Source organism: Streptomyces sp. NPDC059668, assembly GCF_042734135.1.
GTDB lineage: Bacteria > Actinomycetota > Actinomycetes > Streptomycetales > Streptomycetaceae > Streptomyces.
This window is the reverse complement of record NZ_JBHWEL010000003.1, coordinates 5,542-32,103: the sequence shown is the minus strand read 5'-3', so window position 1 is coordinate 32,103 and position 26,562 is coordinate 5,542. Positions and strand designations below refer to the sequence as shown.

Sequence of the window (26,562 nt, the reverse complement as noted above, 5' to 3'; positions counted from 1 at the left end):
GGACGGCGGTATCGCCGCCTTACCCCCGCGGTGGAGGCAGGGCACGATGGCCGGAGCGAGCGGCTCAACCGACGTTCGGACGCGTCCCGTTGACCGTACGATCTGCGCGGGACCGCACGCCGTACGACATCCGCCCCCGTCGTGGTCAGGAGAACCGGTGGACAACTCGCCCCGCACGCCGCACCGTATGGACCCGGCCGGCGGCTGCCCGCACGCCGACAACGCGCGGCTCCTGGAGCGCGGCGCCGTCGCCCCGGTCGTGCTGCCCGGTGAGGTGGACGGCATGGCGGTGCTCGGACACGAGGCCCTGAGGGACTTCCTCGCGCACTCCGAAGTCGCCAAGGGCGCCGCGCACTTCACCGCGCTGCGGGAGGGCCGGATCGCGCCGGGCTGGCCGCTCGCGACCTTCGCCACCGTGCGGGGGATGACGACCGCGGACGGCGCCGACCACCGGCGGCTGCGGTCCCTGGTGAGCAAGGCGTTCACCGCCCGCCGGGTGGAAGAACTGCGCCCCCGGGTCGAGGAGCTGACGGCCGAACTGCTCGACGACCTGGCCCGCGCGGCCGACCGGGACGGCGGTGTCGCGGATCTGCGCCGGCACTTCGCCATGCCGCTGCCGATGGCGGTCATCGGCGAACTGCTCGGGGTCGGCGCCGAGCACCGCGAACGGCTGCACCACCTGTCGAACCAGGTCGTCGCCACGGACATCGGTCCCGAGAAGGCACTCGCGGCCAACCGCGAACTGCTGGCCGTGCTGACGGCCGTGGCCGCCGCCCGGGGCGAACGGCCGGGCGACGACCTCACCAGCGCGCTGATCGCGGCCCGCGACGAGGACGGCGACCGGCTCAGCCAGGAGGAACTCATCGGCACCCTGGTGCTGATGATCATCGCCGGGCACGAGACCACGCTCAACCTCCTCACCAATGCCGTACGGGCCCTGTGCGGTCACCGGGACCAGCTGCGGATGGTCCTGAGGGGCGAGGCGAGCTGGGCGGACGTGGTCGAGGAGACACTGCGCTGGGACGCGCCCGTCAGCTACTTCCCCTTCCGCTATCCGGTCCGGGACCTCACGGTCGACGGCACGGTGATCCCCCGGGGCACCCCGGTGCTCGCCGGGTACTCGGCGGCCGGACGGGACCGCTCGGCGCACGGCCCGGACGCCGACCGTTTCGACGTCACCCGACCGGGCCGGCCCGACGCCGTCCGCCATCTCTCCCTCGGACACGGCGCCCACTACTGCCTCGGCGCCCCGCTCGCGCGCATGGAGGCGACGATCGCCCTGGAGCGCCTGTTCACCCGCTTCCCCGACCTCCAGCCGGCCCTGCCCGAGGCCGGACTCGTCCGCCACTCCAGCTTCGTCGGCAACAGCGTGCGCGCGCTCCCGGTACGGCTAGGAGCCGCTCGCGGCTGACCGGGCGTTCCTCCCCGCGGCCGACCGTGCGCCGCCCCGCCGGACGACGTGCGCGGCCCTCCGTCCACGAAAGAAGGGCGAGGAGTGTCGATCCGGCGCGCTCCCGTTCGTCGGTGGGGTGTAGGAAGCTCTTGAGCACCGGGAGGAACCATGAAGTACATGTTGCTGGTCTGCGGTGACGACACCGCCGACGCCTCCGGCATGGCCCCCGTCGAACCCTGGGTCGAGGAGCTGAGCGCCGAACGGGGCGTACGGCTGCACGGCCACCGCCTGCGCCTGCCCGCCGACGCGGTCACCGTACGGGTGCGTGACGGAGAGGTGCTGCGCACCGACGGACCGTTCGCGGAGACGAAGGAGTACGTCGCCGGATACGACATCCTGGAGTGCGCCACCCTGGAGGAGGCCGTCCAGGCGGCCGCGAGGCACCCCGTGGCGTCCGTAGGCGCCATGGAGGTCCGCGCCTTCTGGGACGACGAGGACGCCGAGGGGGAGATCCGCCGGCTCGAAGCGGAACTGAGCGCCGCCGTCCGGGACCACGACATCGACCGGGCGATGGCCTGCTACGCGCCGGACGCCGAGGTGTTCTCCGCCGGCGGTGCGGAACAGCGCGGGGTCGCGGCCCTGCGCAAGGCGGCGGAGCTCCGGTACCCGACGGCGGCCGGACCGGTCGAGCGCGAGGTGCTCGACCTGCGGATCCGGGTCGACGAGAGCATCGCCTTCGGCCACGCGCTCGTACGGACGCGCGCCACGCTCGCCGACGGCGGGAAACTGGACACCACGGAACGGATGACCACCGGCTACCGGCTGGCCGGGGACCGCTGGCGGATCGTCCACCAGCACACCTCGGTCCCGTCCGGCACGTCCGCCGTCACCAGCGACGAGGAGGGCCGGTCATGAAGTACGTCCTGTTCATCTGCACCCCCGTCGGCGGCGAGGAACTGAGCCCCGAGGAGATCGCCGACGACCCCCGCTTCACCGCGTACGTCGAGGAGGTGCGCAGCCGCGACCTGGTCAAGGGCGGCGCGCGGCTGCGACCGTCCACCGACGCCACCACCGTCCGCGTCCAGGGCGACGAGATCCTGCTCAGCGACGGGCCGTTCATCGAGTCGAAGGAGTACGTCGCCGGCATCGACATCATCGAGGTGGCCGACCTCGACGAGGCCATCGCGCTCGCGTCCCGGCACCCGGCGGCGCTGGCCGGCGGATCGGTGGAGGTGCGGCCGGTCTGGGAGTGAACCCGAACCCCGGGCCGCGGGACGTCGAGGCGGCGGTCGCCTCGGCCTTCCGCGAGGAATGGGGCCAGGTCGTCGCCACCCTGATCCGGGTGACCGGCGACTGGGACCTCGCCGAGGAGTGCGCGCAGGACGCGTTCGCCCAGGCCCTGGACCGGTGGCGGCGCGACGGAATCCCGCGCCGCCCCGGCGCCTGGCTGACCACGACCGCGCGCCATCGCGCCCTCGACGTGCTGCGCCGGGAGGCGGTGGGCGCGGAGAAACTGCGGGAGGTGGCTGTGCTGGCGCGGCACGACGGACCGTACGACCCGGAACACGAAGAGGACGGCGGGGTGGCGGACGACCGGCTGCGGCTGCTCTTCACCTGCTGCCACCCCGCGCTGCCCATCGAGGCCCGGGTGGCCCTCACCCTGCGGACGCTGGCCGGGCTGACCACGCCCGAGATCGCCCGCGCCTTCCTCGTCCCCGAGGCGACGATGGCGCAGCGGCTGGTGCGGGCCAAGCGGAAGATCCGCAACGCCGCGATCCCGTACCGTGTCCCGCCCGCGCATCTGCTGCCCGAGCGGACCACCGGCGTCCTCGGCGTGGTCTACCTGCTCTTCAACGAGGGGTACGCCGCCACGTCCGGCGCGGACCTGGTGCGCACGAGCCTGTGCGCGGAGGCGATCCGTCTCGCCCGCGTGCTGGCCCTGCTCATGCCGGACGAACCCGAAGTGCGGGGTCTGCTGGCCCTGTTGCTGCTGCACGACTCCCGCCGGGCCACCCGGGTGGACGCGGCCGGCGAACTGGTGACGCTGGAGGACCAGGACCGGGCGGCGTGGGACCGGGCCGCGATCGACGAGGGAGCAGCCCTGCTGGAGACCGCCCTGCGCCGCGGACGTCCGGGGCCCTACCAGATCCAGGCCGCCATCGCCGCCTGCCACACCACCGCCGCGACGGCCGAGGAGACGGACTGGGCCGACATCGCCGCGCTGTACGGGGAGTTGGCACGTCTCGTGCCCTCCGCGGTGGTGCGGCTCAACCGCGCGGTGGCGGTGGGCATGGCCGACGGCCCGGCGGCGGGGCTGGCGCTGGTGGCGGAACTGGAGCGGACGGGAGAGCTGGACGGATACCACCTGCTGGCCGCCACCCGGGCGGACCTGCTGCGCAGGACGGGGCGTACGGCGGAGGCGGCCGAGGCGTACGCCAGGGCCCTGGAACTGGTCGAGAACGCGGCCGAGCGGCGCTTCCTGGAGAGGCGTCTCGCGGAGTGCCGATCGGCGCGGGCCCGGTCCGCCGGTGGATGAGGACCGAGGACACCGCCACGGAAGTCACCCACGACGGCGCCCGGCCGTCGCGCCCGGCCGCGACGGCTCCGGTGGAGCGCCGCCGCGAGCGGTGTGCCCGCGTGACGGCCCCGACCGGGTCCCTGCGCGACAGGTCCCGGTCGGGCCGCCCACGGCTCAGCCGCCGAGCTCGAAGACTCCGTACGCGAAACCGTCGGCGCTGACGGAGGAGCCGTCGAGGCGGACACCGGCGGTCTCCAGCGGCCGGGCGCCACGGACCCCGTCGAGCGTGCAACTCACGCCGTTCCGCGCCGGATTGAGGACCACGAGATAGCGGCCGCCCCGCACGTGGACGAACGGGTATCCGGCGTGCAGCACCTCCACCGAGCCGTCCGGGCCGAGTTCCGGTGCGGCGGAGCGCAGGGCGACGAGACGGCGTACGAGGTGCAGGAGAGAGCCCTCGTCGGCGCGCTGCGCGGCGACGGTGGGACGGGTCGGTGACGGGTCGAGGGGGAGGTAGAGGCGGTCCGCCGGAGCGGTGGAGAAGCCCGCGTTCGGGCCGTCGTCCCACTGCATCGGGGTGCGCGAGCCCGCTCGGTTGTAGCGGGGGCCGAGCACGCTGCCCTCCTTGTCGGGCAGATCCGGGACGTAGCGCATGCCGATCTCGTCGCCGTAGTAGATCGCCGGGAGGGTGGGCCAGGTGAGCTGGAAGGCGAAGGCGACCGGAAGCTGTTCGGCCGTGCGGGGACCGCAGTTGAGGCGGGAGAAGTCGTGGTTGGCGGTGGGCAGGGAGATGAATCCGCTCGTGCCGAGCGCGCCGGACGCCCGCCGCCAGGCTTCGACGAACGGTCCGGGCGAGCCCAGACCGCTCGGGTCGAAGAAGCAGTCGAGCGGGTCCCAGGCCTCGTTGACCGTCCCCGAGCCGTTGCTCCACAGCGACCGCAGCGCCAGGCCGTCGGTGTCGCCGCCGAACTGGAGGAAGAAGTCGGCGTGGAACCCCGCGGGGACGGAGACCTCCGGATCGCCCCACTCCGAGAGCAGCACGGCGCCCGGGTGCGAGTCGTCCAGCCAGTGCCGCAACTCCGCCCAGACGGCGGCGGTTTCGCGCTTCCCGGGGTCGTCCTTGACGAGCGACGCGGCCATGTCGACACGGAAGCCGGACAGACCGAGGCCCAGCCAGTGGTCCATGATCGAGCGAAGGGCCGCGCGGTTGGCGCGCGGGCCCTCGGCGTCCACCGGCCCACGCCAGGGCTCCGCCGGATTCCCGCGCGCGTAGCCGAAGTTGAGGGCTGGCTGGAAGGCGAAGAAGTTGGGGAGGTACGCACCCGGGCGGGTGCCGGGAGAGGGGACGAAGCCGTCCGGCCGGCCCTCGGGAGCCCAGATGTAGCGGTCGTCGGCCGGGTCGTCGGCGGCGGCCCTGAACCACGGGTGCTCGTCGGAGGTGTGCCCGGCCACCAGGTCCAGCAGGACCCGGATGCCGCGCCGGCCCGCCTCGTCCACCAGTGCGGCGAGGTCGTCGGCGGTGCCGTGACGGGGGGCCACGGCCAGGTAGTCGGACACGTCGTATCCGGCGTCGCGGAACGGCGACACGAAGCAGGGGTTGAGCCACACGGTGTTGACGCCCAGCCACGCGAGGTGGTCGAGGCGCTCGGTGATCCCGTTGAAGTCACCGATGCCGTCGCCGTTCGAGTCGGCGAAGGTCTGCGGGTAGATCTGGTAGAAGACGGCGTCGGCCAGCCAGTCGGGGGCGGGACGGAACGAAGTCATGAAGGGGACCTTAGGTCAGCGCGGCGGCGGCGCGCTGCCCCTGGGCCGCCGCCCGGTCCGACCGGCTAGGGGGGCGTTCCGCCGGGGGCGCGGGACGGTCCTCAGGGGCGGCGCGCGGTGCCGAAGCGGCGCTGGTAGGCCGCGGGGCTGATCGACAACTCCCGGGCGAAGACCCGCCGGAGACTCTCGTAACCCGGAAATCCGGCCAGGGCCGCCGCCTGGGTCGCGGTGTGCCCCTGGTCGAGCAGAGCCTTCGCGATGTCGAAGCGGATCGACTCGACGTACCGGGCCGGTGTCGTGGACATCTCCTCCCGGAACAGCCTCGTCAGATGGCGGGAACTGAGGTTGAGATGCCTGGCGAGTTCACCGGGGGAGTGGTCCCCGGCAGGATCGCCCGTCACCCGGTCGACGACGCTGCGAAGGGCCGGGGACCGCGGCGGGGGGCCCTGAAGGGGAGCGGAGAACTGGGACTGGCCACCGGCGCGTTGCAGATAGACCACCAGGGCGCGGGCGACGTCCCGGCTCAGGTCGGGGCCGTGGTCCTCCTCGACGAGTGCCAGCGCCAGGTCGATGCCGGCGCTGACGCCCGCCGAGGTGTAGGTGGTGCCGTCGCGAACGTAGATGGAGTCGGGTTCGACCCGGGCCTTCGGGTGACGGGCGGCGAGTTCCCCCGCGACCTTCCAGTGGGTGGTCGCGCGCTTGCCGTCCAGGAGACCGGCGGCACCGAGGACGAACGCTCCCGAGCAGACGGACGCCACCCGCCCGGACCGGGCCGCGAGATCCCCCGCGGCCTCGACCAGATCGTGCGTGACGGGCGTCCGCGGATAGATGTCCCCGCCTGGCATCAGGAACGTGTCCGGGGCAGGCTCGGAGGTGGGGCCGCCGTCGACGGCGATCCGGATGCCGGTCGACGAGGCGACGTCGGCACCGGTCGTCGACAGCAGGGCGATGCGGTAGTCGGTGCCCAGCCTGTTCGCCTCCGCGAACACCTCGGCGGGGCCCGCGACGTCCAGCAGTTTGACCCCGTCGTAGACGAGGATCACGACTCGGTGCGGGGCGAGGCTCACGGTCCCGTTCCTCAGGTGTCTGGATTCGAGTGGTTCATGGCCGTCCCGATGCGGCGGCCGCGGTCATGTCGTCGGCATCGTGGAAGGCGGAAGCACCGTCTACCCGTCACCCACCCCATCGGAAAGCGTGGACACCATGAAAGACATCATCGCAGAGGTGGAAATTCCCCAGACCACGGCAGTGGCGGAAGCCACCGATTTCCTCCGGGAAACGACCGGGCCGCTCATCTTCCATCACTCCCGGCGGGTCTTCCTCTTCGCTTCCCTGCATGCGCGGAAGCTCGGCCTCGCGCCCGATCCGGAACTGCTCTACATCTCCGCGATGTTTCACGACACGGGCCTTTCGACCCCGTTCTCGGGCGAGGAGCAGCGCTTCGAACTCGACGGCGCCGACCACGCGCGCAAGTTCCTGCTCGACCGGGGATTCCCCGCCGGCGCCGCCGAGGTCGTCTGGACGACGATCGCGCTGCACACGACGCCGGGGATTCCCGGCCGGATGGGGCCGGAGACGGCTGCCATGAACTTCGGGGTTCTCACCGACGTGCTGGGCTGGGGGTTGGACGGACTGGACGACGGCCAGGTGGAGGAGATCGTCGTCGCCCATCCGCGCGGAGAATTCAAGACGGAATTCCTCCAGGCATTTGTCGACGGCCTCCGCGATCGTCCCGACACCACGTACGGGACCGTCAACGCGGACGTGCTGGAACACTTCGTCCCCGGTTTCCACCGCACGAGCATGGTCGAGCGCATCATGGACGCGCCCTGGGCGAAGTGAATCCGGGGAGAGATCCACAGATGTGACCGAAAGCCTTTCCCTGAATCCGGCGCCGGGAGCAGAACCGGGACCGGAACCAGGGCTTGCACCAAGACCAGAGAGGGACATGGATGAAAGCCATCGCCGTCCGGGACCGCGACGCCGGCGTCAGCGGCCTCACTTTGACGGACCTGCCGCACCCCCACGCCTCCGAGAACGACGTCATCGTGCGGGTGCATGCCGCGGGGTTCACCCGAGGGGAGCTCGACTGGCCCGCGACCTGGTCCGATCGCGCGGGCCGCGACCGTACTCCGAGCGTGCCCGGACACGAGGTCTCGGGCGTCGTGGCGGAGCTCGGATACGGAACCACCGGCCTCACCGTCGGCCAGCGGGTCTTCGGACTGGCCGACTGGGCCCGCGACGGCTCGCTGGCCGAGTACGTCGCCGTCGAGGCCCGCAACCTCGCCCCCCTCCCCGCCGACGTCGACCACATGTCGGCGGCCGCGCTGCCGATCTCCGGACTGACCGCCTGGCAGGGCCTGTTCGACCACGCGCGGATCGAGACCGGCCAGAGCGTCCTGATCCACGGAGCCGCGGGCGGCGTCGGTTCGATCGCGGTGCAGCTCGCGCGGGAGGCGGGAGCCCGTGTCATCGGGACCGGCCGGTCCGCCGACCGGGAGACCGCCCTCGCCCTGGGCGCCCACGCGTTCCTGGACCTGGAGACCGACCGCCTGGAGGACGCGGGCCAGGTCGACGTGGTGTTCGACGTGATCGGCGGTGACATCCTCGACCGCTCGGCCGCACTCGTCCGCGCGGGCGGCACACTCGTCACGATCGCCCAGCCTCCGTCCGTCCGGCCCGAGGACGGGCGGGCGATCTTCTTCGTCGTGGAACCCGACCGCGCGCGCCTCGCGGACCTCGTACGGCGGCTCCGGGACGGACGGCTCGACGTACGGATCGGCGAGGTGCGGCCCCTGACCGAGGCGGCCGCCACCCTCGCCCCCGGGAGACGCGTCCGCGGCCGGAGCATCATCCGGGTCGCCGAGGACTGAGGACGGCCGGGAAGACAGACGCGAGCCCCCGCAACGGGGTGCAGGCCGGGGACGGTCGGTGGATCAGCCGGTCGGCCCCGGCCGCCCCGGTACCCGTACGGTGAAACACGCGCCGCCCTCCGGCCCGTGCCCCCGCGCCGTCACCGAACCGCCCAGGCGCTCGGCGAGCCGGTGCACGATGGCCAGGCCGAGGCCCGTCCCGACCGGGCGGACGCCCTGGTAGCGGGCGTGCAGGGTGCCGCGTTCGAAGGCGACGGCGGCGTCCTCGGGTGTCAGGCCGGGACCGCCGTCGCGGACCTGGATCCTGGCACCGTCGCCGTCCGGGGCGAGGGCCAGCACCAGGGGCGCGCCCGCCGGCGTCACCCGCAGCGCGTTCTCGGCGAGACCGTCGATCATCTGGCGCACCCGTACACCGTCCGTCTCGACGGTCAGGGCACGGCCCGGCCGTTCGACCCGCAGGACCACACCGTGCGGCCCGCAACGATCCGCCCAGACCGTGCCCGCCTTCTCGACCAGCGCGTCCAGATCCACCGGCCGGGCCTCGACGCGGAAGTCGTCGGTCTCCAGGTGGGCGAGATCCAGCAGGTCCCGCACGAAACGCTCCAGCCGGCGGGTCTCGCCGAGCAGGGTCTCGCCGACCATGGGGAGCTCCCCGGGCCCGACCACACCGTCGGTGAGCGCCTCCGCGTAGCCCAGGATCGCGGTGAGCGGGGTGCGCAGCTCGTGCGAGACGGAGAGCAGGAACTCCCGCTGCCGGTCCTCGCTGTGCGCCAGGGCCTCGTCGAGGACGTTCAACGCGCCGGTGAGGTCCGTCAGTTCACGGGGTCCGCCCGGTGCGGCACGCAGCCCGCGCTCGCCCTCGGCCAGCCGCCGGGCCGTGGTCGCCGCCGCGGTGAGCGGACGGGACAGGCGCCGGGCCAGCAGCAGCCCGGCGAGACCGCCGCCCACCAGACCGACCGCGAGCGGGAGCGGGAGCGCCCTGCGCATCCGGGCCACACTGTCGTGGACGACGACGTACGGCTGGGTCAGCACGACGGCACCGCCGCCGGGCGTGGGACGCCCCTCGACCAGGACCCGCGTGCCGTTCAGGGACGCCTCCGTGGAGACCGCGTCGCCGTCGAGCAGCCTCGTCCGTGTCCGGTCGTCCACGGCCGCGGTCGCCGGCCCCACCGTCTCTCCGCCGGGGGCGACGACCGCGACCTGCTGTCCGTTGGAGCCCGCGAGCCGCTGTTCACGGTCGAGCAGCAGCTCCGAGAGGGCGGGCGTCCGGCTCAGCACCTCGGCCTGGCGGCCCAGCTGGTCGCGCTGCTGGGCCTCCGCGCCGGTGCGGACGAGATACCAGGCGGTGACGCCCGTGAGCACCACGGCGACGAGTGCGACCGCCGTCGTGACCAGTGTGATGCCGCGGGTGATCGGACCGGGCCGCCGCCACGGCCGGCGGCCGCCGTACCGGGGAACCCTCACCGCGCCGGGTCCGCAGCGCTGTAGCCGACGCCCCGCACGGTCCGGATGGGGCTGGCGTCACCGAGCTTGGCGCGCAGTTGCGCGACATGGACGTCCACGGTCCGGCTGCCCCGGTAGTCGGCCTGCCCCCACACCTGCGCGAGCAGCTGCTCGCGGGGGAAGACCCGGCCGGGATGGCGCAGCAGATGGGCGAGCAGGTCGAACTCGGTGGCCGTGAGTTCCACGGGCCGCCCGTCCGCCTCCGCCGTACGGCGCACCGGGTCGACCGCGACCCGGCCCACCCGCCGGGCCGCGGCCTCGGGCGGTCCGGCCGCGCGGCGCAGCACCGTCTTGACCCGGGCGACCAGCTCCCGGGGCGAGAAGGGTTTGGTGACGTAGTCGTCCGCGCCGAGTTCGAGACCGAGCACCCGGTCGGCCTCGTCGTCGCGTGCCGTGACCAGCAGCACCGGCGTCCAGTCGCCGTCCTCGCGCAGCCTGCGGCACACCTCGACCCCGTCCAGCCCCGGCAGCGCGATGTCCAGGACGATCGCCACGGGACGCAGCCGCCGCGCCGCCGCCAGTCCCGCCCGCCCGTCCGTCTCGACGTGCACCCCGAAGCCCTCGCGGGTCAGGTAGAGCCGCTGGAGGTCGGCGATGTGCCGCTCGTCCTCGACGACCAGCACGAGGCCCTTGCTGTCCGGCATGCTGTGCTCCTCGTCCCCCGGGCACAGCGGGTCCCTGAGGGACTCGTGCGGGGGGATGCGTACGGGGGCCGTACGCGGCGGCGTACGGGTCCGACCGGACGACCGGGGGGTCGTACGGGACTGGCCGTACGAGGGGTCGTACGGGAATTCGATGCTAGCCCGGCGGGGCCGGTACGACGGCCGGTGGCCGCGCGCCCTGACAATCCTCGAACATTCCGCTGATCCGGCGCTCACCCGCGTCCTCCACGATCCCGGCATGACTGCCTCCGCACCTCCCGACACCGCACCCCCCGGCCCGCCCCCGGCCACGACTCCCGGCGCGCTGCACCGACTGGGCCGGTGGTGCGCCCGTCACGCCCGCCGGGTGGTCGTCGCCTGGCTGCTCGTCCTGGTCGCCGCCTTCGCCGCCGACCGGGCCTGGGGCGGCTCCTACGAGGACGAGTTCTCGCTGCCGGGCACGACCGCGCAGCGCGGCGCCGATCTGCTGGAGGAGCACGGCAGCGATCTGAAGGGGGTCGGCGCGCAGATCGTCGTGACGGCGGACGACGGGCTGGCCGCCCACCGGCCCGCCCTCGACGCCGCGCTGGCCGGGATCGCCCGGCTGCCCGAGGTGCTCACCGTCGCCGGTCCGCTGACCACGCCGGGCGCGGTCTCCGCGGACGGCACGACCGGCTACGCCACGGTCCGGTTCGCCGACAACCCGGCGACCTTCGACCGTTCGTACCTGGAGGGGGTCGACCGGGCCGTCGGCGGCCTGCGTGCCGATCACGTGAGCGTGGACTACGGCGGGCCCCTCGGTCAGCTGGCCCGTCCCAGGGCCGCCGACGGACGGTCGGAGGCGATCGGCCTGGTGACCGCCGTGATCGTGCTGCTGTTCGGCTTCGGCAGTGTGGCGGCGGCCGGTCTGCCGCTGGTCACCGCCGTCGCCGGACTCGCCGGCGGGGTGGCCGTCCTCGGACTGGTGGCCGCGGCCGTCACCTTCGGGGCCACCGCGCCCACCCTCGCCACGATGATGGGGCTGGGTGTCGGCCTCGACTACGCGCTGTTCCTCACCACGCGCCATCGCGGACTGCTCGCGTCCGGGGCGGGCCCGGAGGAGGCGGCCGGGCGCGCCCTCGCCACCAGTGGCCGGGCCGTCCTGGTCGCCGCGGCGACGGTCGCCATGGCGCTCGCCGGCCTCTACGCCTCGGGTGTCTCGTTCATCGGCAGTCTGGGCGCCGCCGCCGGGATCACCGTGGTGGTCGCCGCGCTCGCGTCGCTCACCCTGACTCCGGCACTGCTCGGGCTGACGGGCGTACGCGTCGACCGCTGGAGCGTGCGCCGGCCGGTGGCCGAGTCCGAGGGCGACGACGACACCTGGCGCCGCTGGGCCGCCGCCGTCGGACGCAGGCCCTGGCTCTGCCTCGTCGCGGGCCTGCTGGTCCTCGGAGTCCTCGCGGTGCCCGTCGCCTCCCTGCGGCTCGGTCACATCGACGCGGGGGCCAGCCCGGGCGACTACACCGAACGCCGGGCGTACGACCTGATCGCGGACGGGTTCGGCGCCGGCACCAACGGCCCGCTCACGGTGGTCGTCGCCCTGGACGGGACCGGCGCGGACCGGGCCGCGGTCACCGCCGGCGTGCGCACCGCGCTCTCCGGCACCCCCGACGTCGTCACCGTCACCGGACCGGTCGCCACGTCGGACGGCGGTCTGCTCACCGCCACGGTGGTGCCCCGCCGAGGACCCGAGGACGCCTCCACCACCGCCCTGGTGCACCGCCTGGAGGACCAGGTGCTGCCGCGGGCGCTCGACGGCACCGGGGCGCACGCCTACGTCACCGGCACCACCGCCGTCCAGATCGCCTTCCGCGACACCCTGGTGGAGCGGCTGCCGTGGGTCGTAGGGGTGGTCGTCGGCGCGGCCTTCGTCCTGCTGCTCTGCGTCTTCCGGAGTCTCCTCGTGGCCCTCAAGGCCGCCGTGCTCAACCTGCTGTCGATCGGCGCGGCCTACGGTGTCGTGGTCGCCGTCTTCCAATGGGGCTGGGGCGGCGCCCTGTTCGGTGTGACGGAGCCCGTGCCCGTCGAGTCGTTCGTGCCGATGATGATGTTCGCCATCGTCTTCGGACTCTCGATGGACTACGAGATCTTCCTGCTCTCGCGGATCCGTGAGGTGTGGCTGGAGACCGGTGACAACGACGCGAGCGTGGCGGGCGGCCTGGCCGCCACCGCGCGGGTCATCAGCTGTGCGGCGATCGTCATGACCAGTGTGTTCCTCGCCTTCCTGCTCTCCACCAACGTGGTGATCAAGATGATGGCGCTCGGGCTCGGTGTGAGCGTGGTCATCGACGCCACGATCGTGCGGCTGCTGCTCGTGCCGGCCACCATGTACCTGTTCGGCAGGGCCAACTGGTGGCTCCCGCGCCCGCTCGACCGGATCCTGCCGCGTCTGGACCCCGAGGGGACGGCCATGGCCCGGCAGCCGGAATCCGCCGCGGCCCGTGAGCCGGAGACGACGTCATGAGGCGCCGCACCGTGACCGCCCTGGCCTGCGTGGGCGTCCTGCTCGCCCTGCCGGTGGGCGGTGAACTGCTCGCCCGTGCCGAGCTGCGGCACCGCGTCCGTACCGCGATGGCCTCCCGGGTGCCGGACGGCGATCTCCACATCGGGCTCTCGTCCCGGCCCGCGCTCCTCCAACTCGCGGACAGGCGACTGCCGTTCGTCGAGGTGGATGGTACGCATGCACGGATCGGCCGGATTCCCGACGCCTCCTTCCACGCCCGGCTGGACGGCGTACGGCTGACCGGTGGCGCCGACGGACGCGCCGAGGTGGCCTCGGCGCGGGTGACGGTCCTGATCCCGCCGAGCGCCGTGGCCGGGCTGACCGGGGACTCCGGCGGCCTGCCGGTCACCGCGGTGCGTACCGACCCGCGCCGGGACACCCTGACGCTGTTGATCGGGCAGGGCGGACTCGGCAGCGTGACCGTGCGGCCGGAAACCGTCGGCGGGCGCGTCCGGATGACGGTGACCTCGGTCGAGGTCATGGGGCGGCCCGCTCCCGACGCCGTGGAGCGACGGATCCGCGATGCGGTCGCGCAGCTGGCCGCCCCCGAGGACTATCCGCTGGGGCTGCGCGCCACCTCGGCGCGGGTCGAGGAGGACGGCATCCACGTCCGCCTGACGACGGACGGGCCCGCCACGGTGAACCGCGCCGGCTGAGCGGTCGCCCGGGAACGCCGGCCCCGCACGGGGCGGCGGGCCGGCAGGCGACGCCGGGAACGCCGCCCCCTGCGGCCCGGGACGGGGCCGTACGACGGTGGGGCCCCGTCGAGCACCGTGGTGGTCCCGCTGCTTCAACCGGCCGCGGGCAAGGTGAACTCGTAGACGAGCGCGTCCTGTTGTGCCTCCACGACGAGGTCGGTGATCTCCAGGGGCCGGTCGTACTGGTCGTGCACGCGCCGGGTCACCAGCACGGACTGGGGGAGCCGGGTGATCGCGTCCCGGTGATGCAGGGTCAGCCCGGCCCGGCGCATCCAGTCGTAGGCCCGCCGCAGCTGTGCCGAGGCGGTGCCGTCCGCGCGGTCGCGGTAGCGGGCGAGCTCCTCCACCTCCGTCACCGCGACCGCGGAGAAGGAGGTGACGGCCGTACGCAGTCCGCTGCCGTCCGCCGCTGCCGACTCGTAGCGGTGCACGAGGGTCGGACGGCGCGGCGCGAGCCCCAGCGCCAGGGCGTGCTCCGGTGGAGGCGCCTCCCATGTCACGCTCGTGTGCGGGACGCCGCACGGTTCCCGGGTGTGCGCGCCGACCGGGAAGTCGAGCGACGGGATGTGCTCGGCGTGACTTCCGGGGAGTGTCGCGTGGCTGCCGCGCCGGTCGGTGGAGACCATCCCGGCCAGCCGCAGCTGCTGGAGGGCCTGCCGTACGGTCTCCCGGCTGACCCCGAACCGGGTCGCCAACTCCCGCTCACCCGGCAGGCGTTCGCCGGGCGGAACGGTACCGTCGCGCAGCTCGCCGAGGAGCTGGGTGGCGATCCGTGAGTACCGGGGTTCCTGGTCGGAGGAGTGGATGTCCTGCGCGGGCGGGTCGGACGGACGGATGTCGGACGGGTGGCTGGTGGCCATGTCCGCGCCTCCTGCGTGGTGACTAGACGTAGCCGTGCGGGCTCGGTGCGCGACCAGATCTAGCATTGGTCTAAACCACGAGGGAAGGGTGGCCGGGAGGTTCGGCCGATTTCAGACCGCGCGCTCCCGGCGATCCCGTCGTGCTCACAGAGCGCCGTAGAGCGCGTCCACGAGCGCCATCTTCCTAGGGTCGTCGGCGATGTGCGGCCCCATGCGGTTCATGACGTACCCCAGGGAGACGGCCGCCTCGGGGTCGGCGAGACCGCAGGAGCCGCCGAAGCCGTCATGTCCGAAAGCCCTCGGGTTGGGTCCGTACGAGGCGTTGGGCCCGCTCAGCCACAGCCCGAGCCCGGCCTCCGTCTCGTGCTCGAACCCGGCGCCCAGGACCAGGTCCCGGCAGCTTCCCTGCCCCTCGCGCACCCGCTCCGCGGCCTCCGGCGACAGCACCTGCCGGGAGCCGTGCGACCCGCGCCCGGCGAAGATCCCGTACAGCGCGGCGATCGCCCGGGCCGTGCCGTGGCCGTTCGCGGCCGGGATCTCGGCCGCCCGCCAGCGCGGGGTGTTGGCCTCGGTGGCGCCGACCAGCGGGTTGGTCAGCGCGGCGACCGCGGCCGGCGCCAACTGGGCGAAGACCGCGGCCTGTTCGCTGCTGGACGCGGCCGGCGGATGCACCAGCTCGGCCACTCGCCCGGCCTCCTTCTCCGGCAGTCCGACGGTGAAGTCGATGCCGAGCGGGCCGGTCACCTCCCGCTCCAGGAACGCGCCCGGCAGCAGCCCCGACACCCGCCGCACGACCTCGCCGACCAGATGGCCGAACGTGAGCGCGTGATAGCCGGACCGCGTTCCCGGCTCCCACCAGGGCTCCTGGGCCGCGAGCCGGCCGACGGTCAGGTCCCAGTCGCAGAGCTGCTCGAACGTGTGCGGCTCGCGCAGCCCCGCCAGCCCCGCGCGATGCGACAGCAGATGCCGTACGAGGACGGCCTCCTTGCCCGCCGCCGCGAACTCCGGCCAGTACGTGGCCACCGGCGCGTCGAAGTCGAGCAGTCCGCGGTCGGCCAGGATGTGCGCGCACAGCGCGGTCGGGCCCTTGGACGTCGACCACACGTTGACGAGCGTCTCGCGCTCCCAGGGCCGGGTGCGTCCCGCGTCGGCCCAGCCGCCCCACAGGTCCACCACCGTCTCGCCGCCGACAGTGACGGTCACCGCCGCGCCCAGTTCGCCACACTCCCGGAAGTTCTCCTCGAACGCGGTGCGCACCGCCGTGAAGCGTGCGTCGCAGTGGCCCCGGACATCGGGCGCGGGCTGGGACATGGAGACCTCCGTCATCCGTAGGGACACCGGGCCCGAACATACCGACTGGTCGGACCGGGCGGAAGTGGCCACACGGCATCCGTCCTCCGAAGGGCGCGGCCGCACCTCCTGCCGCGTGGTGCGGTGTCCGCCCTCCCGTCATCACGGGCTCTTCCGGATGTCACCCAACACCCCTACGCTGCACGTCGGTTGACCACCGATGCGGGAGAGGCAGGGGGAACATGCGTAGACATGTGAGGGTGTTGGCACGTACGGGGATCGCGGTGGCGACGGCGGGAGCCATCGCCCTGACCACGTCATCCGGGGCGAGCGCCGCGGACCTCTCGTACTCCTCCAGCACCTCGGTCGGTGTGCACAACTCCTACGACAAGGCGAAGTACCCCTACTTCGCCGACGCGCTGGACTCCGGCGCCGGGATGCTGGAACTCGACGTGTGGACCAACGTGTTCGGGGCCTCCTGGCGCGTCTCGCACAGCAACCCGCTCGGCAACGACAACAACTGCGTGAACGCGGCGAACGCCTCCGAGCTGCGCACCAAGTCGGGCAACCGCGACCTCGCCGGCTGCCTCTCCGACATCCGCGCGTGGCACGACGCGCACCCGGGGCACCGGCCGATCCAGCTGAAGATCGAGATGAAGGACGGCTTCGCGGCCAACATCGGCCGCGGGCCGACCCAGTTGGACGCCCTGCTGACCGCGAAGCTCGGTGACGCGCTGCTGCGCCCCGCCGACGTCGTAGGCTCCCACCCCGACCTCGACTCGGCGGTCCAGGCGGACGGCTGGCCCGCCCGTTCGGCGCTCGCGGGCAAGTTCGTCGTCGAGCTCATTCCCGGCACCGTCGAGGAGAGCAACCCCCTCGACTCGCTGTGGACGGACCGCGAATACGCCACCCACCTCCGTGACCTCGCCGCCGCCGGCCGGCTGCGCGAGGCGTCCGCCTTCCCCGCCGTGCACGGCGCGACCGCGGGCGACCCGCGCACCCGCTACACCGACCCGAGCATCCGCCCCTGGTTCGTGATGTACGACGGCGACGCCGCCACCTACCTGGGCGGCACGATCGACACCGCCTGGTACGACGAGCACCACTACCTCGTCGTCATGACCGACGCCCAGAACGTGCCCCCCGCCATCGACGGCACCAACCCCACCCAGGCCCAGGCCCAGGAACGCGTCGCCCTCCTCGCCGCGCGGCACGCCAGCGTGGTGTCGGCGGACTGGTACCCGCTGCCCGCCGTGCTCGCGACCGTCGTACCGCGCGGAACGGCGGGCTGAACCCCGGTCAGAGGTACGACGGGAGCCAGCCGAGCTGGGCCGCCTCCTGGTAGGGCCCGCCGCCCTCGTGGTCGTTGAAGTCGTAGACCTCGATGGTCTTCTCCTCGTGCGCCCAGGCGTTGAACGCGGCGAAGACCGTGGACGGCGGGCAGGTCTGGTCCTCCAGGCCGGCCGAGAACAGCGCGGGCGCGCTGCCGCGTGCCGCGAAGTGCACCCCGTCGAAGTAGGAGAGGGTGCGCCGGACGTCGTCGGCGCGGCCGCGGTGGGTCTTGAGATAGCTGCCGATCTCCCGGTACGGATGCCGGTCGGTCAGCGTCGTCGCGCGCGGGAAGTCGCACAGGAACGGCACATCGGGAGCGATCGCGGCCAGGTCGGGGACGAGACCGCCCACCGCGATCGTGATCCCGCCGCCCTGGCTCGCGCCGACGGCCGCGGTGCGCGCCGGGTCGACCAGCGGGTGCGAGCGGGCCGCCTCCACCGCGCGCACCGCGTCGGTGAACACCCGGCGGTAGTAGTAGTTCTCGGGCGCGTCGATGCCCCGGGTCATGTAGCCGGGATACGCGGGCGCGCTGCCCACCGGGTCCGGGGTCTCGCCGCCGCCCCAGGCGCTGCCCTGGCCGCGCGTGTCCATCACGAAGTGCGCGAAGCCCGCCGAGGCCCACAGCAGATGGGTGTGGGGCAGACCCCGGCCGCCGCCGTACCCGACGAACTCGACGACCGCGGGCAGCGGCGCGTCGGCGCCGGCCGGCAGGGTGAGCCAGCCCTTGACGGGGTGTCCGCCGAACCCGGCGAACGTGACGTCGTACACCTCGACGGTCCTGAGGCGGGTCTCGACGGGCTCGAAGCGGGCGTCCAGGCCGTGTTCACGCGTCTCCCGGAGGGTCTCGGCCCAGAAGGCGTCGAAGTCCTCGGGCTCGGCTGAGGCGCTGCGGTACTCGCGGAGCTCGTCGAGGGGGAGGTCGAACAGGGCCATGAAGAACCACCTTTGAAGACGCCACGGCTGCGGATGATCACACCGTACGTGCACCGCCCGAGGGCCGCCATGGTCGGTTCCGCGTCCGCGCCCGCGCCCGGACGGCGCCGGCCACCGGGCCGTGTGCCCCGCGTCCGGCCGCTCATGTCCGGGACGGGCCGCGCACGTCAGGGGGTGTGGCGCCGCCACTCCGGCCCCGTACGCTCCCAGTCCCGCTCCCACTCGGCGAGGCGTCGGCGGCCCGAGACCCGCCGCCCGGCGAGGTGGACGCCGAGGACGACGGCCACGGCGGCCCCGGCGGTGAACAGGGCCGCCATCGACGTGTGTTGCCAGACGGCGGACGCGTCCTCCGGCGGACGGGCCCGCCGGCCGGCGGAGTCCAGCCAGATGCCGGTGTGCGCACCCCGCAGCGCGCCCGCGGGGACCTGGGCCATGCCGGTGCGCGGCTCTCCGCCCGGCCCGCTCCAGCGCACCCTCACCTGGTACGAGGGCTGTCGTCCGGTCGGCGAGGGCACCGCCGCGGGCGCGTCCTCGACGAGCACCGCGGCCACCCGGTGCCGCTCCGCCCGCTGCGCGGCGGCCCGCGCCCGCGCGTCGTCGTACACCCGGCACCCCACGGCCACCCCGGCCGACGGCGCGCCGACGACCAGCAGCACGACGACGGCCAGCAGCGCCCACGCCTCCACGACGTCCGAGCGGCGGCGCAACGGACTGCGGCGCCAGCGCCAGCCCCGTACCCGGCTACGCATCGTGACCTCCCTGCCCCGCTCCACCCCTGCCACGGCGTACCGCGAACGGCCGCGCGCGTCCTCGCGGAACCCGTACGGAGATTCTGCCGCCGTACGAATGATCCGCACCCCCTGTGGAACCCGCGAACCACTTCGCGCGTGAGACAGGAGCCACCATGACGCATTCCCGTCCAGCAGCACTCGACGCCCACTGGCACGCGACCAACTCCGGCCCACGGAACAGGAGGAGGCGATGACCGGCACACGCTCCATCACCGTCGGCATCGACGGCTCGGCGACCAGCCTGGACGCCGCCGACTGGGCCGCCCGGGAGGCCAGGCGCCGCCGGCTCCCGCTGCGGCTGCTGCACGCGGGCACCGCGCCGGCCGCCGCCGGCCGTGTCCCCGACGTCGACGTGCCCGCGGGACGCACCCGCACGGCACTCGACCGGGCGGCGATCCAACTGTCCTACGCCCATCCGGCGTTGGACATCATCGCCCGCAGCACGGGGACACCCGCGGTGCAGGCTCTGCTGGCCGCCGCCGCGGACACCGAGACCCTGGTCGTCGGTTCACGCGGCTCCACCGGGTTCGTGGGATTCCAGGTCGGATCGGTCGCCCTCGCCGTCGCGGCGCGTGCCGAACGCCCGGTCGTGGTGGTGCGCGCGGGTGAACTCCCCGAGGACGAGAGGACACCCGTACCCGACGGCTCACCGCCCGACTCGGCGCCCTACCTGCCGGTGGTGCTGGGACTCGACGTGGAGCGTCCGGCCGACGACCTGATCCGCTACGCCTTCGACTCGGCCGCCTTCCGTTCGGCGCCGCTGCACGTGGTGCACGCGTGGAACCGGTCCGAGCCGCACGCCCGCGCGGCCCGCGCGCCCCGGCCCGCGGACACGGCCGGGCGCGGGGACGGCGAGGGACGGGCGCTGGCCGGCACCCTCCAGCCGTGGCGCCGCAGGTTCCCCGGGACGACGGTCCGCGAGCACGTGGTCCAGGGCCATCCAGGACCGCACCTCCTGAAGGCGTCCGCACGGGCCGGTCTGCTGGTCGTGGGGCGTGAGGCGGGCACCGGGCAGGGCCGCGCCGTGCGCTCGCTGATCCGGCATGCCCCGTGCGCGGTGGCGGTGGTTCCGCACGGCTGAGCGGGTGCCTCGGGGCATCGGACCTGCGACCTGGAGCGCGGTCCGCGAGGGGCCCGGACCGTGGACACAGGACGGGCCCGGACCGTGGACACACGGGGGGCCTGGACCCCGACGCGTGACGCTTGACGCGTCCGGTTCAGCCGAAGCGTTCGATGCGGATCCGGTCCACGGGCTGCCCCGCCGCCACGAGGAGCCGCGACGCGTGTTCGGCGAACCCGTTGGAGCCGCACACATAGGCCTCCCACCCACCGGGAGGCTGCTCCGCCAGGAGCGGCGCCATATGTGCGGCCGCCAGACGTCCGACAGCCACACCCTCAGGGGCGCCACGGGTGTAGACGGCCGTGGTCTCCGCGCCGTACTCCCGCGCGTAGATCAGCTCCTCGGGGCTGCGCGTGGAGACGAGCAGTCGCAGGGGAACGTCCAGTCCCCGCGCCCGGTGGTGGCGCAGCATCGACATCAGCGGTACGACACCGGAACCGGCGCCGACGAGCAGCGCCGGCCGGTCACCGGGCCAGGCGAAGAACCCGCTGAGCGGGCCCCGGACCTCGATCGTGTCCCCCGGCGCGGCCACGGTGTGGAACCAGCCGGAGACCTCACCGCCCTCGACATGGTCGAGGGTGAGTTCTATGTGCCCGGTGTCGTCGGGCGGCGACGCGATGGAGTAGTGGCGCTGCGCCACATAGCCGTCCGCCGCGGTGAGCCGCAGCATCAGGTGCTGTCCGGGCAGGTGCCCCGGCCACCCCGGCACCGCGAACCGGAAGGTGGCGGCGTGCGGAGTCTCCCGACGGATCGCGGTGAGCGTGGCGCGGTGCCAGGTGGCGGCGGACTGGCCGCTGACGGCGATCCGCCCCGGCACGGCGAAACGCGTGACGGGGACGAAGGCGCCCGTCGTCCCCGCTACGAGCGGCTCCGCGGGGAGAAAGCCGCCTGTGGACGTGGTCGTGTCAGTCACCGGAGTAACGCTGCTCCTCCCAGGGATTGCCGCGTGCGTGGTAGCCGTTCCGCTCCCAGAAGCCCGGCTCGTCGTGGTCCAGCAGCCGCAGACCGGCGATCCACTTGGCGCTCTTCCAGAAGTACAGGTGCGGCACGATCAGCCGCGCCGGACCCCCGTGCTCGGCCGGCAACGGCTTCCCGTCGTACTCCCAGGCGATCCAGGCACGGCCGCCGGTGAGGTCGGTGAGCGGGAGGTTCGCGGTGTACCCCGTGTGCGAGTAGGCGAGCACATGGGTGGCGCCTTGACGGGGGCGCACCAGGGCCAGGAACGCGTCGAGCGAGACGCCGCCGAAGCGCACCCCGAACTTCGACCAGCTCGTCACACAGTGGATGTCGCCCTCGTACGCCGAGGCGGGCAGCGCGTGCGCCTGCTCCCAGTCCCAGGTGCGCGGCTCGGCCACCAGCCCGTCGATCCGGAAGGACCAGTCGGCTGCCGCGAGAGCGGGCGTGACCTCGGCGGACAGCACGGGCCAGTCGTCGCCCGCGTCGTACTGGCCGGGCGGCAGGCCGGTGTGGTGGACGCGGGGGCGTCCGGTGAAACCCCGGGTGACGTTCATAGGACTGGTGCCTCCAGGCCGCCGGGTGCGGCGGCCCGCAGATCGAGCGTGATCGGTACGCACACGTGTCGGCGCGTGCGCCTTCCACCGTACGTGGCCCGCGGCCGTGCTCCGTCCCCGGGCGGGGCACGGATCGTTGCGGACGTATGAACGTCGCCGAGGTCGGGGAATAGCCGCGGCGTGATCGTCCTTGCCCCCATGCCGGCCCCGGTGCGCCCCCGCCACCGGTGACAGCGAGGGAGAGCGAGGAAGCAGGATGCCCAAGGCGTACGTCTTCACCCGGTACGGCGGCCCCGAGGCCGAGGCCCTGGTGGAACAGGACCGGCCGAGCCCGGGACCCGGCCAGGTACTCGTCGCCGTCCGCGCGGCGGGTGTGAACCCCGTCGACTGGAAGCAGCGGACCGGCTTCCGCCGCCCGGCCGCCCCGGCCCGCGAGCTGCCGGCGGTGTTCGGCAACGAGGTCGCGGGAGTGGTCGAGGAGACGGGCCCCGACGTGAGCGGGTTCGCGGTGGGTGACGAGGTCTTCGGCAACCCGGTGGCCGGCGGATACGCCGAGTACGCCCTGCTGCCCACCACGGTGACCGCCCACAAGCCCGCCGAGCTCTCGTTCACGGACGCGGCGACCCTGCCCGTCGCGGCGGCGACGGCGTACGACGCGATCCACCAGCTCGGCCTGCCCGCCGGCGCGACGGTGCTGATCACCGGCGCGGGCGGCGGTGTGGGCGTCGCGGCCGCGCAGATCGCACATGCTCGCGGGCTGCGTGTGATCGGCGTCGCGAGCGACGGCAAGAAGGACTTCGTCGAATCGCTCGGCGCCGTGCACGTCCCGGCCGGCCCCGGCCTGGCCGAGCGGGTGCGGGCGGCGGCGCCGGACGGTGTGGACGGGGTCCTCGACCTCGTCGGAGGTGAGGTGCTGGAGGCCGCGGCGACCCTGTCGGCCGACCGGACGAAGCTGATCACCGCGGCCGACCGGGAGACGGTCGCACGGCTCGGCGGAGCGGGCGTCGAACGGGCCCGCACGGCCGCCGTCCTCGACGAGGTGGCGCGGCTCGTGGTCGACGGCGGGCTCCGGCCCTTCGTGACCGGGACCTTCCCGCTGGACCGGGCCGCCGAGGCGCTGCGCGCGGTCGAGGACGGCCACGCGCGCGGCAAGATCGTGATCGAGGTCGCCCGATGAGTGACGTCCGTACCGCGGCCGCGCACCCGCTGGACAACCCCGCCCTCGGATCGCTGACCGGCCCGCACGCCCACTTCGCCGAACGCCGCGGCCGGGTGCTGCGCTACCCCGTCGACGTGTCCCCGTGGCTGGCCCTGCCCGACGTCCCCGACGCGGACGACTGGGCGGACCTCGCGGCCCTCGTGGGTCCGGGCGGCGAGGCTCCGCTGGCCGGGTTCAACGGGTCGACCCCGGAAGGCTGGGAGCTGACCTTCAGCATCGACGGCGTCCAGCTCGTCGACGCCGGGCTCGCCGCGGCGCCGGACGCCGAAGCGGTACGGCTCGGCGCGGCCGACGTGCCGGAGATGCTCGACCTCGTGGAGCGCACCAGGCCCGGCCCCTTCCTGGCGCGCACCGTCGAACTCGGCACCTACCTCGGGATCCGCCGGGGCGGTGCGCTGATCGCCATGGCGGGGGAGCGGCTGCATCCGCCGGGCTGGACCGAGATCAGCGCGGTCTGCACCGACCCGGACTTCCGCGGCCAGGGCCTGGCGTCCCGGCTGATCCTCGCCGTCGCGCACGGGATCCGGGAGCGGGGCGAGACCCCGTTCCTGCACACGGCCGCGGGGAACACCGGCGCGATCCGGCTCTACGAGTCCCTGGGCTTCGAGCTGCGCCGTACGACCCGCTTCCTGGCCGCGCGGGTACCCGAACACCTGGTGGACGAGCAGGCCGTGGGAGCCCGCTGACGACCGGGGCTGTGGGCGTCGGGCGGCGCACGGGGGTCGCCCGACGCCCGGAACGGCCGGCGGGAGACGCCGTGGCGGCACCTCCCGCCGGAGGAGCCCTCAGCCCTCCGGCGCGGCCCTCCTGACGGACGCCTCCGACGCCCTGGACGCCGTGTTGTAGCGCACCAGGTACGCGGCGAACCGCTCCAGATCCTCCGCAGGCCAGTCCGTGAGACGTTCGCGGAACGCGATCCGGCGGCTCTCCGTGACCTGGACGAGGATCCGGGTGCCCGCCTCCGTCAGCTGCAGGACCTGTACCCGGTGGTCGTCCGGGTCGACCCGGCGCTCGATGAGTCCGGCCCGCTCCAGCACCGCCACCTGGCGGCTCACCGTGGACTTGTCCAGGGCGTAGTGCGCGGCCAGATCGGTGGCGCGGCAGCCGCCGCTCTCCTCCAGATGGCCGAGCAGGGTGTACGAGACGAGCGACAGCTCCGGGTGCATGCGCCCGGCCGAGGCCCTGGCGCGCCGGGCGAAGGCCGTCATCTCGCGCTGGATGGTCTCGACGGCCGCCCCGGCTGTCGGGCCGGTCGTGACGACCGTCTCATCGGGCCCTTCGCCTGCCTTCATGGGACCTCCCTCGCGCTCCTAGTTGTATAGTACAACTTGATGGATGGTTGTATATGCCAATCAAAGGAGGTTCCGTGGTCACCGGACTGCGCTCACCGGCCCTGCGCCATGTGCTCACGCACCTGGTCACCCCGCTGCTGATGTGTCTCGGTATGGGGCTGGCCTATATGGGCGCGTTCGTCACGCCCGAGCCGAACCATCTCCCGGTGGCTGTGGTGGGCTCCGGCGCCGAGACGAAGGTCTTCGCCCAGACCGTCAAGGACGCGGCGGGGAGCAAGCTCGACGTACGGACCGTGGCGACCCGCACCGAGGCGGTCGGCCTGCTCAGGTCCCGCGACATCACGGGCGCCTACGTACCGGGGACCCGGTCCCCCGAACTCGTCGTCGCCACCGCCGCGTCCGACATGGGCGCCACGGCTGTCGAGAAGGTCTTCACGCCGGTCGCCGCCCGGCAGGGCGCGGTGCTGAAGGTCACCGACGTCGCCCCGACCGTCGCCGACGACCCCACGGGCCAGGGCCTGTTCTTCCTCCTGATCGCGCTGAGCATCGGGTCCTACGCGTCCGTCGCCGCGCTCGGCGCGGCCGGCGCGGAGCTGGCCTTGCGGATACGGGCCCTGCTGGCCGTCGGGGTCTCGGCGGTGGTGAGCGCGATCGGCGCGCTGCTCGCCGGACCCGTGTTCCACCTCGCGCACCACGACCTCGCGAGCGTGTGGGGCGTGGCCTGGCTCTACTCGGCGGGCATCCTGTTCATCGGCGTCGGCCTCCACACGTTCCTCAAGCGGTGGACCACGCTCGCGATGATGGTGCTCTTCGTGATGCTCAACTTCACCAGTTCCGGGGGTCTGTTCCGGCCCGAGCTGCAGAACGGCTTCTTCGGCGCGCTGCACTCCTTCTGGAACGGCGCGGGCTTCGTCGAGGGCATCCGCAGCCTCCTCTACTTCGACCGTGACGGGCTGACCGGCGACGTGGGGACGTTGGCCGTCTGGCTGGCCGTCGGTCTGCTGGTCACGGCCGTCGCCGGTGCCGTCGAGCGCCGGCGCGCGCGGGGCGCCGTGGAGGAGGAGTCGGCGCTCATGTCGCCGGAGGAGTGGGAACGGCGAGGCGAGGCGCAGGAGCGCGAGGCCGCGGAGGAGCTGGAGGAGTCGGTCGTCGTCTGACGGTTCCTGTAAGGTGGCCGTTCCGGCTGCGGAACGCCCCAGCCCAGGAGTTGCCGAGGAGGTGGGACCCATTACCGCCAGTTCAGGTCGGGTGCTCCCCCCTCGGGCCGACGCGGCTCACCGCCGGTAGGCGACCGCGGGAGCGCCCTTCGGCTCACCGAAAGGCTCTCGGCTTCCATGCCCTCTCCATCCGATTCCGTCGTCGCCGTCCTCCGCGCCGCAGGCTGTGTCTTCGCCGAGGACGAGGCGGAGTTGATACTCACCACCGCCCGTACCCCGGACGAGGTCACCGCCATGGTGGACCGCCGCGCCTCGGGACTTCCGCTCGAACACGTCCTCGGCTGGGCCGGGTTCCACGGTCTGCGCGTCTCCGTGGAGCCGGGCGTGTTCGTGCCGCGCCGCCGTACCGAGTTCCTCGTCGACCAGGCCGTCGCCCTGGCGCGGGACGTCTCCCTGGTCGTGGATCTGTGCTGCGGCTCGGGCGCGGTCGGCGCCGCGCTGGCCGCGTCCCTCGGCGGACCCGAGCTGCACGCCGCGGACATCGACCCGGCCGCGGTCCGCTGCGCCCGCCGCAACGTCGCGCCGTTCGGGGGCCGGGTCCACCAGGGCGACCTGTTCGCGGCCCTGCCCGACTCCCTGCGCGGTCACATCGACGTCCTCGCCGCCAACGTGCCGTACGTCCCCACGGACGAGGTCGGTCTGCTGCCCCCGGAGGCCCGGGACCACGAACCGCTCACCGCCCTCGACGGCGGCGCGGACGGCCTCGACATCCTGCGCCGGGTGGCCGACGAGGCGCCCCGCTGGCTGGCTCCCGGCGGCAGCGTCCTGGTCGAGACGAGCGAACCCCAGGCGCCCCTGGCCGTGGAGGCCTTCGCGCGCAGCGGCCTGATCACCAGGCTCGCCGTCTCCGACGAGCTGTACGCCAACGTAGTGATCGGCACCAGGCCCTGAGGACCCACTCCCTGAACGCCCGACGCTGAGCGGTGTCCAGCGGTTCCCCGTGCGGGGCCTCCGTGAAGTCCGGTCCCGCCGCCGCGCCGAGAAGTGTGGGGCGCCACGCGGGGGGGCCGGGCGGCGCCCCCCGCCCCCCCGGCCCGCGGGTCCACCGCGGAGGATATAAAAAAA

Annotated in this window: 25 protein-coding genes; 14 read left to right on the top strand and 11 right to left on the bottom strand. The window is 73.7% G+C overall.

Annotated elements, in window-relative coordinates; translation table 11 throughout:
- The first annotated feature begins 187 nt into the window (after positions 1-187).
- From ACFV2J_RS03785 to ACFV2J_RS03770, 4 genes are all read left to right on the top strand, one after another.
- Entirely contained in the window at positions 188-1,411 is a 1,224-nt protein-coding gene (locus ACFV2J_RS03785; RefSeq protein WP_385085467.1) for a cytochrome P450, read from the top strand.
- Positions 1,412-1,561: 150 nt separating this feature from the next.
- Positions 1,562-2,308 carry a nuclear transport factor 2 family protein gene (locus ACFV2J_RS03780; RefSeq protein WP_385437206.1) on the top strand — a complete coding sequence of 249 codons (747 nt, stop codon included), beginning with the start codon at positions 1,562-1,564 and terminating at the stop codon, positions 2,306-2,308.
- Positions 2,305-2,646, top strand: coding sequence for a YciI family protein (locus ACFV2J_RS03775; protein ID WP_385085442.1), 342 nt, complete (start codon positions 2,305-2,307; stop codon positions 2,644-2,646). Before ACFV2J_RS03780 ends, ACFV2J_RS03775 begins: the two co-directional genes overlap by 4 nt.
- Positions 2,643-3,929 (top strand): RNA polymerase sigma factor, encoded by a 1,287-nt coding sequence (locus ACFV2J_RS03770; RefSeq protein WP_385085440.1) that lies wholly within the window; start codon positions 2,643-2,645, stop codon positions 3,927-3,929. Before ACFV2J_RS03775 ends, ACFV2J_RS03770 begins: the two co-directional genes overlap by 4 nt.
- Positions 3,930-4,085: 156 nt before the next feature.
- Here the strand turns inward: ACFV2J_RS03770 and ACFV2J_RS03765 are convergent, their stop codons facing one another.
- Both ACFV2J_RS03765 and ACFV2J_RS03760 read right to left on the bottom strand, forming a co-directional pair.
- A complete protein-coding gene (locus ACFV2J_RS03765) occupies positions 4,086-5,675 on the bottom strand; it encodes an alpha-amylase family glycosyl hydrolase (protein ID WP_385085438.1) in 1,590 nt (529 codons plus the stop codon).
- Positions 5,676-5,776: 101 nt separating this feature from the next.
- Positions 5,777-6,742 carry a GlxA family transcriptional regulator gene (locus tag ACFV2J_RS03760; protein WP_385085436.1) on the bottom strand — a complete coding sequence of 322 codons (966 nt, stop codon included), beginning with the start codon at positions 6,740-6,742 and terminating at the stop codon, positions 5,777-5,779.
- 136 nt (positions 6,743-6,878) lie between these two features.
- On the opposite strand from ACFV2J_RS03760, the gene ACFV2J_RS03755 reads away from it, so the two are divergent.
- Positions 6,879-7,517: an HD domain-containing protein gene (locus tag ACFV2J_RS03755; protein WP_385085434.1), complete on the top strand. Its 639-nt coding sequence runs from the start codon at positions 6,879-6,881 to the stop codon at positions 7,515-7,517.
- 110 nt (positions 7,518-7,627) lie between these two features.
- Positions 7,628-8,548 (top strand): NADP-dependent oxidoreductase, encoded by a 921-nt coding sequence (locus ACFV2J_RS03750; protein WP_385085432.1) that lies wholly within the window; start codon positions 7,628-7,630, stop codon positions 8,546-8,548.
- A 63-nt stretch (positions 8,549-8,611) separates the two neighbouring features.
- Here ACFV2J_RS03750 and ACFV2J_RS03745 read toward each other — a convergent pair whose 3' ends face one another.
- Both ACFV2J_RS03745 and ACFV2J_RS03740 read right to left on the bottom strand, forming a co-directional pair.
- On the bottom strand, positions 8,612-10,012 hold the full coding sequence (locus tag ACFV2J_RS03745) for a sensor histidine kinase (protein WP_385437202.1): 1,401 nt from the start codon (positions 10,010-10,012) through the stop codon (positions 8,612-8,614).
- Positions 10,009-10,695 (bottom strand): response regulator transcription factor, encoded by a 687-nt coding sequence (locus ACFV2J_RS03740; protein ID WP_385437200.1) that lies wholly within the window; start codon positions 10,693-10,695, stop codon positions 10,009-10,011. Before ACFV2J_RS03740 ends, ACFV2J_RS03745 begins: the two co-directional genes overlap by 4 nt.
- Positions 10,696-10,951: 256 nt before the next feature.
- Between ACFV2J_RS03740 and ACFV2J_RS03735 the strand changes: the two genes are divergently transcribed.
- The gene (locus ACFV2J_RS03735) at positions 10,952-13,195 is read left to right on the top strand and encodes an MMPL family transporter (RefSeq protein ID WP_385437198.1); all 2,244 of its coding nucleotides are present in this window, start codon (positions 10,952-10,954) and stop codon (positions 13,193-13,195) included.
- Positions 13,192-13,890, top strand: coding sequence for a DUF2993 domain-containing protein (locus tag ACFV2J_RS03730; RefSeq protein WP_385082230.1), 699 nt, complete (start codon positions 13,192-13,194; stop codon positions 13,888-13,890). Before ACFV2J_RS03735 ends, ACFV2J_RS03730 begins: the two co-directional genes overlap by 4 nt.
- 134 nt (positions 13,891-14,024) lie before the next feature.
- Here the strand turns inward: ACFV2J_RS03730 and ACFV2J_RS03725 are convergent, their stop codons facing one another.
- Entirely contained in the window at positions 14,025-14,792 is a 768-nt protein-coding gene (locus ACFV2J_RS03725) for a GntR family transcriptional regulator (protein ID WP_385082231.1), read from the bottom strand.
- Positions 14,793-14,936: 144 nt separating this feature from the next.
- Entirely contained in the window at positions 14,937-16,103 is a 1,167-nt protein-coding gene (locus ACFV2J_RS03720; RefSeq protein ID WP_385082233.1) for a serine hydrolase domain-containing protein, read from the bottom strand.
- 221 nt (positions 16,104-16,324) lie between these two features.
- Between ACFV2J_RS03720 and ACFV2J_RS03715 the strand changes: the two genes are divergently transcribed.
- Entirely contained in the window at positions 16,325-17,374 is a 1,050-nt protein-coding gene (locus ACFV2J_RS03715; protein WP_385082234.1) for a phosphatidylinositol-specific phospholipase C domain-containing protein, read from the top strand.
- Positions 17,375-17,381: 7 nt separating this feature from the next.
- Here ACFV2J_RS03715 and ACFV2J_RS03710 read toward each other — a convergent pair whose 3' ends face one another.
- The gene (locus tag ACFV2J_RS03710) at positions 17,382-18,347 is read right to left on the bottom strand and encodes an acetylxylan esterase (protein WP_385082235.1); all 966 of its coding nucleotides are present in this window, start codon (positions 18,345-18,347) and stop codon (positions 17,382-17,384) included.
- Between the two features lie 167 nt (positions 18,348-18,514).
- Positions 18,515-19,096, bottom strand: a complete 582-nt coding sequence (locus ACFV2J_RS03705; RefSeq protein ID WP_385082237.1) for a hypothetical protein — start codon at positions 19,094-19,096, stop codon at positions 18,515-18,517.
- Positions 19,097-19,328: 232 nt separating this feature from the next.
- Here ACFV2J_RS03705 and ACFV2J_RS03700 point away from each other — a divergent pair, with 232 nt between their 5' ends.
- Positions 19,329-20,219 (top strand): universal stress protein, encoded by an 891-nt coding sequence (locus ACFV2J_RS03700; protein WP_385082238.1) that lies wholly within the window; start codon positions 19,329-19,331, stop codon positions 20,217-20,219.
- Between the two features lie 136 nt (positions 20,220-20,355).
- On the opposite strand, the gene ACFV2J_RS03695 is transcribed toward ACFV2J_RS03700, so the two are convergent.
- Complete coding sequence (locus tag ACFV2J_RS03695; RefSeq protein WP_385082245.1) at positions 20,356-21,075, bottom strand: ferredoxin reductase; 720 nt, start codon at positions 21,073-21,075, stop codon at positions 20,356-20,358.
- Between the two features lie 88 nt (positions 21,076-21,163).
- Positions 21,164-21,769, bottom strand: coding sequence for a sulfite oxidase-like oxidoreductase (locus ACFV2J_RS03690; protein WP_385082239.1), 606 nt, complete (start codon positions 21,767-21,769; stop codon positions 21,164-21,166).
- A 256-nt stretch (positions 21,770-22,025) separates the two neighbouring features.
- Here ACFV2J_RS03690 and ACFV2J_RS03685 point away from each other — a divergent pair, with 256 nt between their 5' ends.
- Together ACFV2J_RS03685 and ACFV2J_RS03680 are read left to right on the top strand one after the other, a co-directional pair.
- Positions 22,026-22,946 carry an NADP-dependent oxidoreductase gene (locus ACFV2J_RS03685; protein WP_385082240.1) on the top strand — a complete coding sequence of 307 codons (921 nt, stop codon included), beginning with the start codon at positions 22,026-22,028 and terminating at the stop codon, positions 22,944-22,946.
- Positions 22,943-23,674, top strand: coding sequence for a GNAT family N-acetyltransferase (locus ACFV2J_RS03680; RefSeq protein ID WP_385082241.1), 732 nt, complete (start codon positions 22,943-22,945; stop codon positions 23,672-23,674). Before ACFV2J_RS03685 ends, ACFV2J_RS03680 begins: the two co-directional genes overlap by 4 nt.
- A 99-nt stretch (positions 23,675-23,773) precedes the next feature.
- Here the strand turns inward: ACFV2J_RS03680 and ACFV2J_RS03675 are convergent, their stop codons facing one another.
- Positions 23,774-24,280, bottom strand: a complete 507-nt coding sequence (locus tag ACFV2J_RS03675) for a MarR family winged helix-turn-helix transcriptional regulator (RefSeq protein WP_385082242.1) — start codon at positions 24,278-24,280, stop codon at positions 23,774-23,776.
- Positions 24,281-24,333: 53 nt separating this feature from the next.
- Between ACFV2J_RS03675 and ACFV2J_RS03670 the strand changes: the two genes are divergently transcribed.
- Together ACFV2J_RS03670 and ACFV2J_RS03665 are read left to right on the top strand one after the other, a co-directional pair.
- On the top strand, positions 24,334-25,437 hold the full coding sequence (locus ACFV2J_RS03670) for a hypothetical protein (RefSeq protein WP_385082243.1): 1,104 nt from the start codon (positions 24,334-24,336) through the stop codon (positions 25,435-25,437).
- A 177-nt stretch (positions 25,438-25,614) separates the two neighbouring features.
- Positions 25,615-26,388 carry a putative protein N(5)-glutamine methyltransferase gene (locus ACFV2J_RS03665; RefSeq protein ID WP_385082244.1) on the top strand — a complete coding sequence of 258 codons (774 nt, stop codon included), beginning with the start codon at positions 25,615-25,617 and terminating at the stop codon, positions 26,386-26,388.
- Positions 26,389-26,562: the final 174 nt, after the last annotated feature.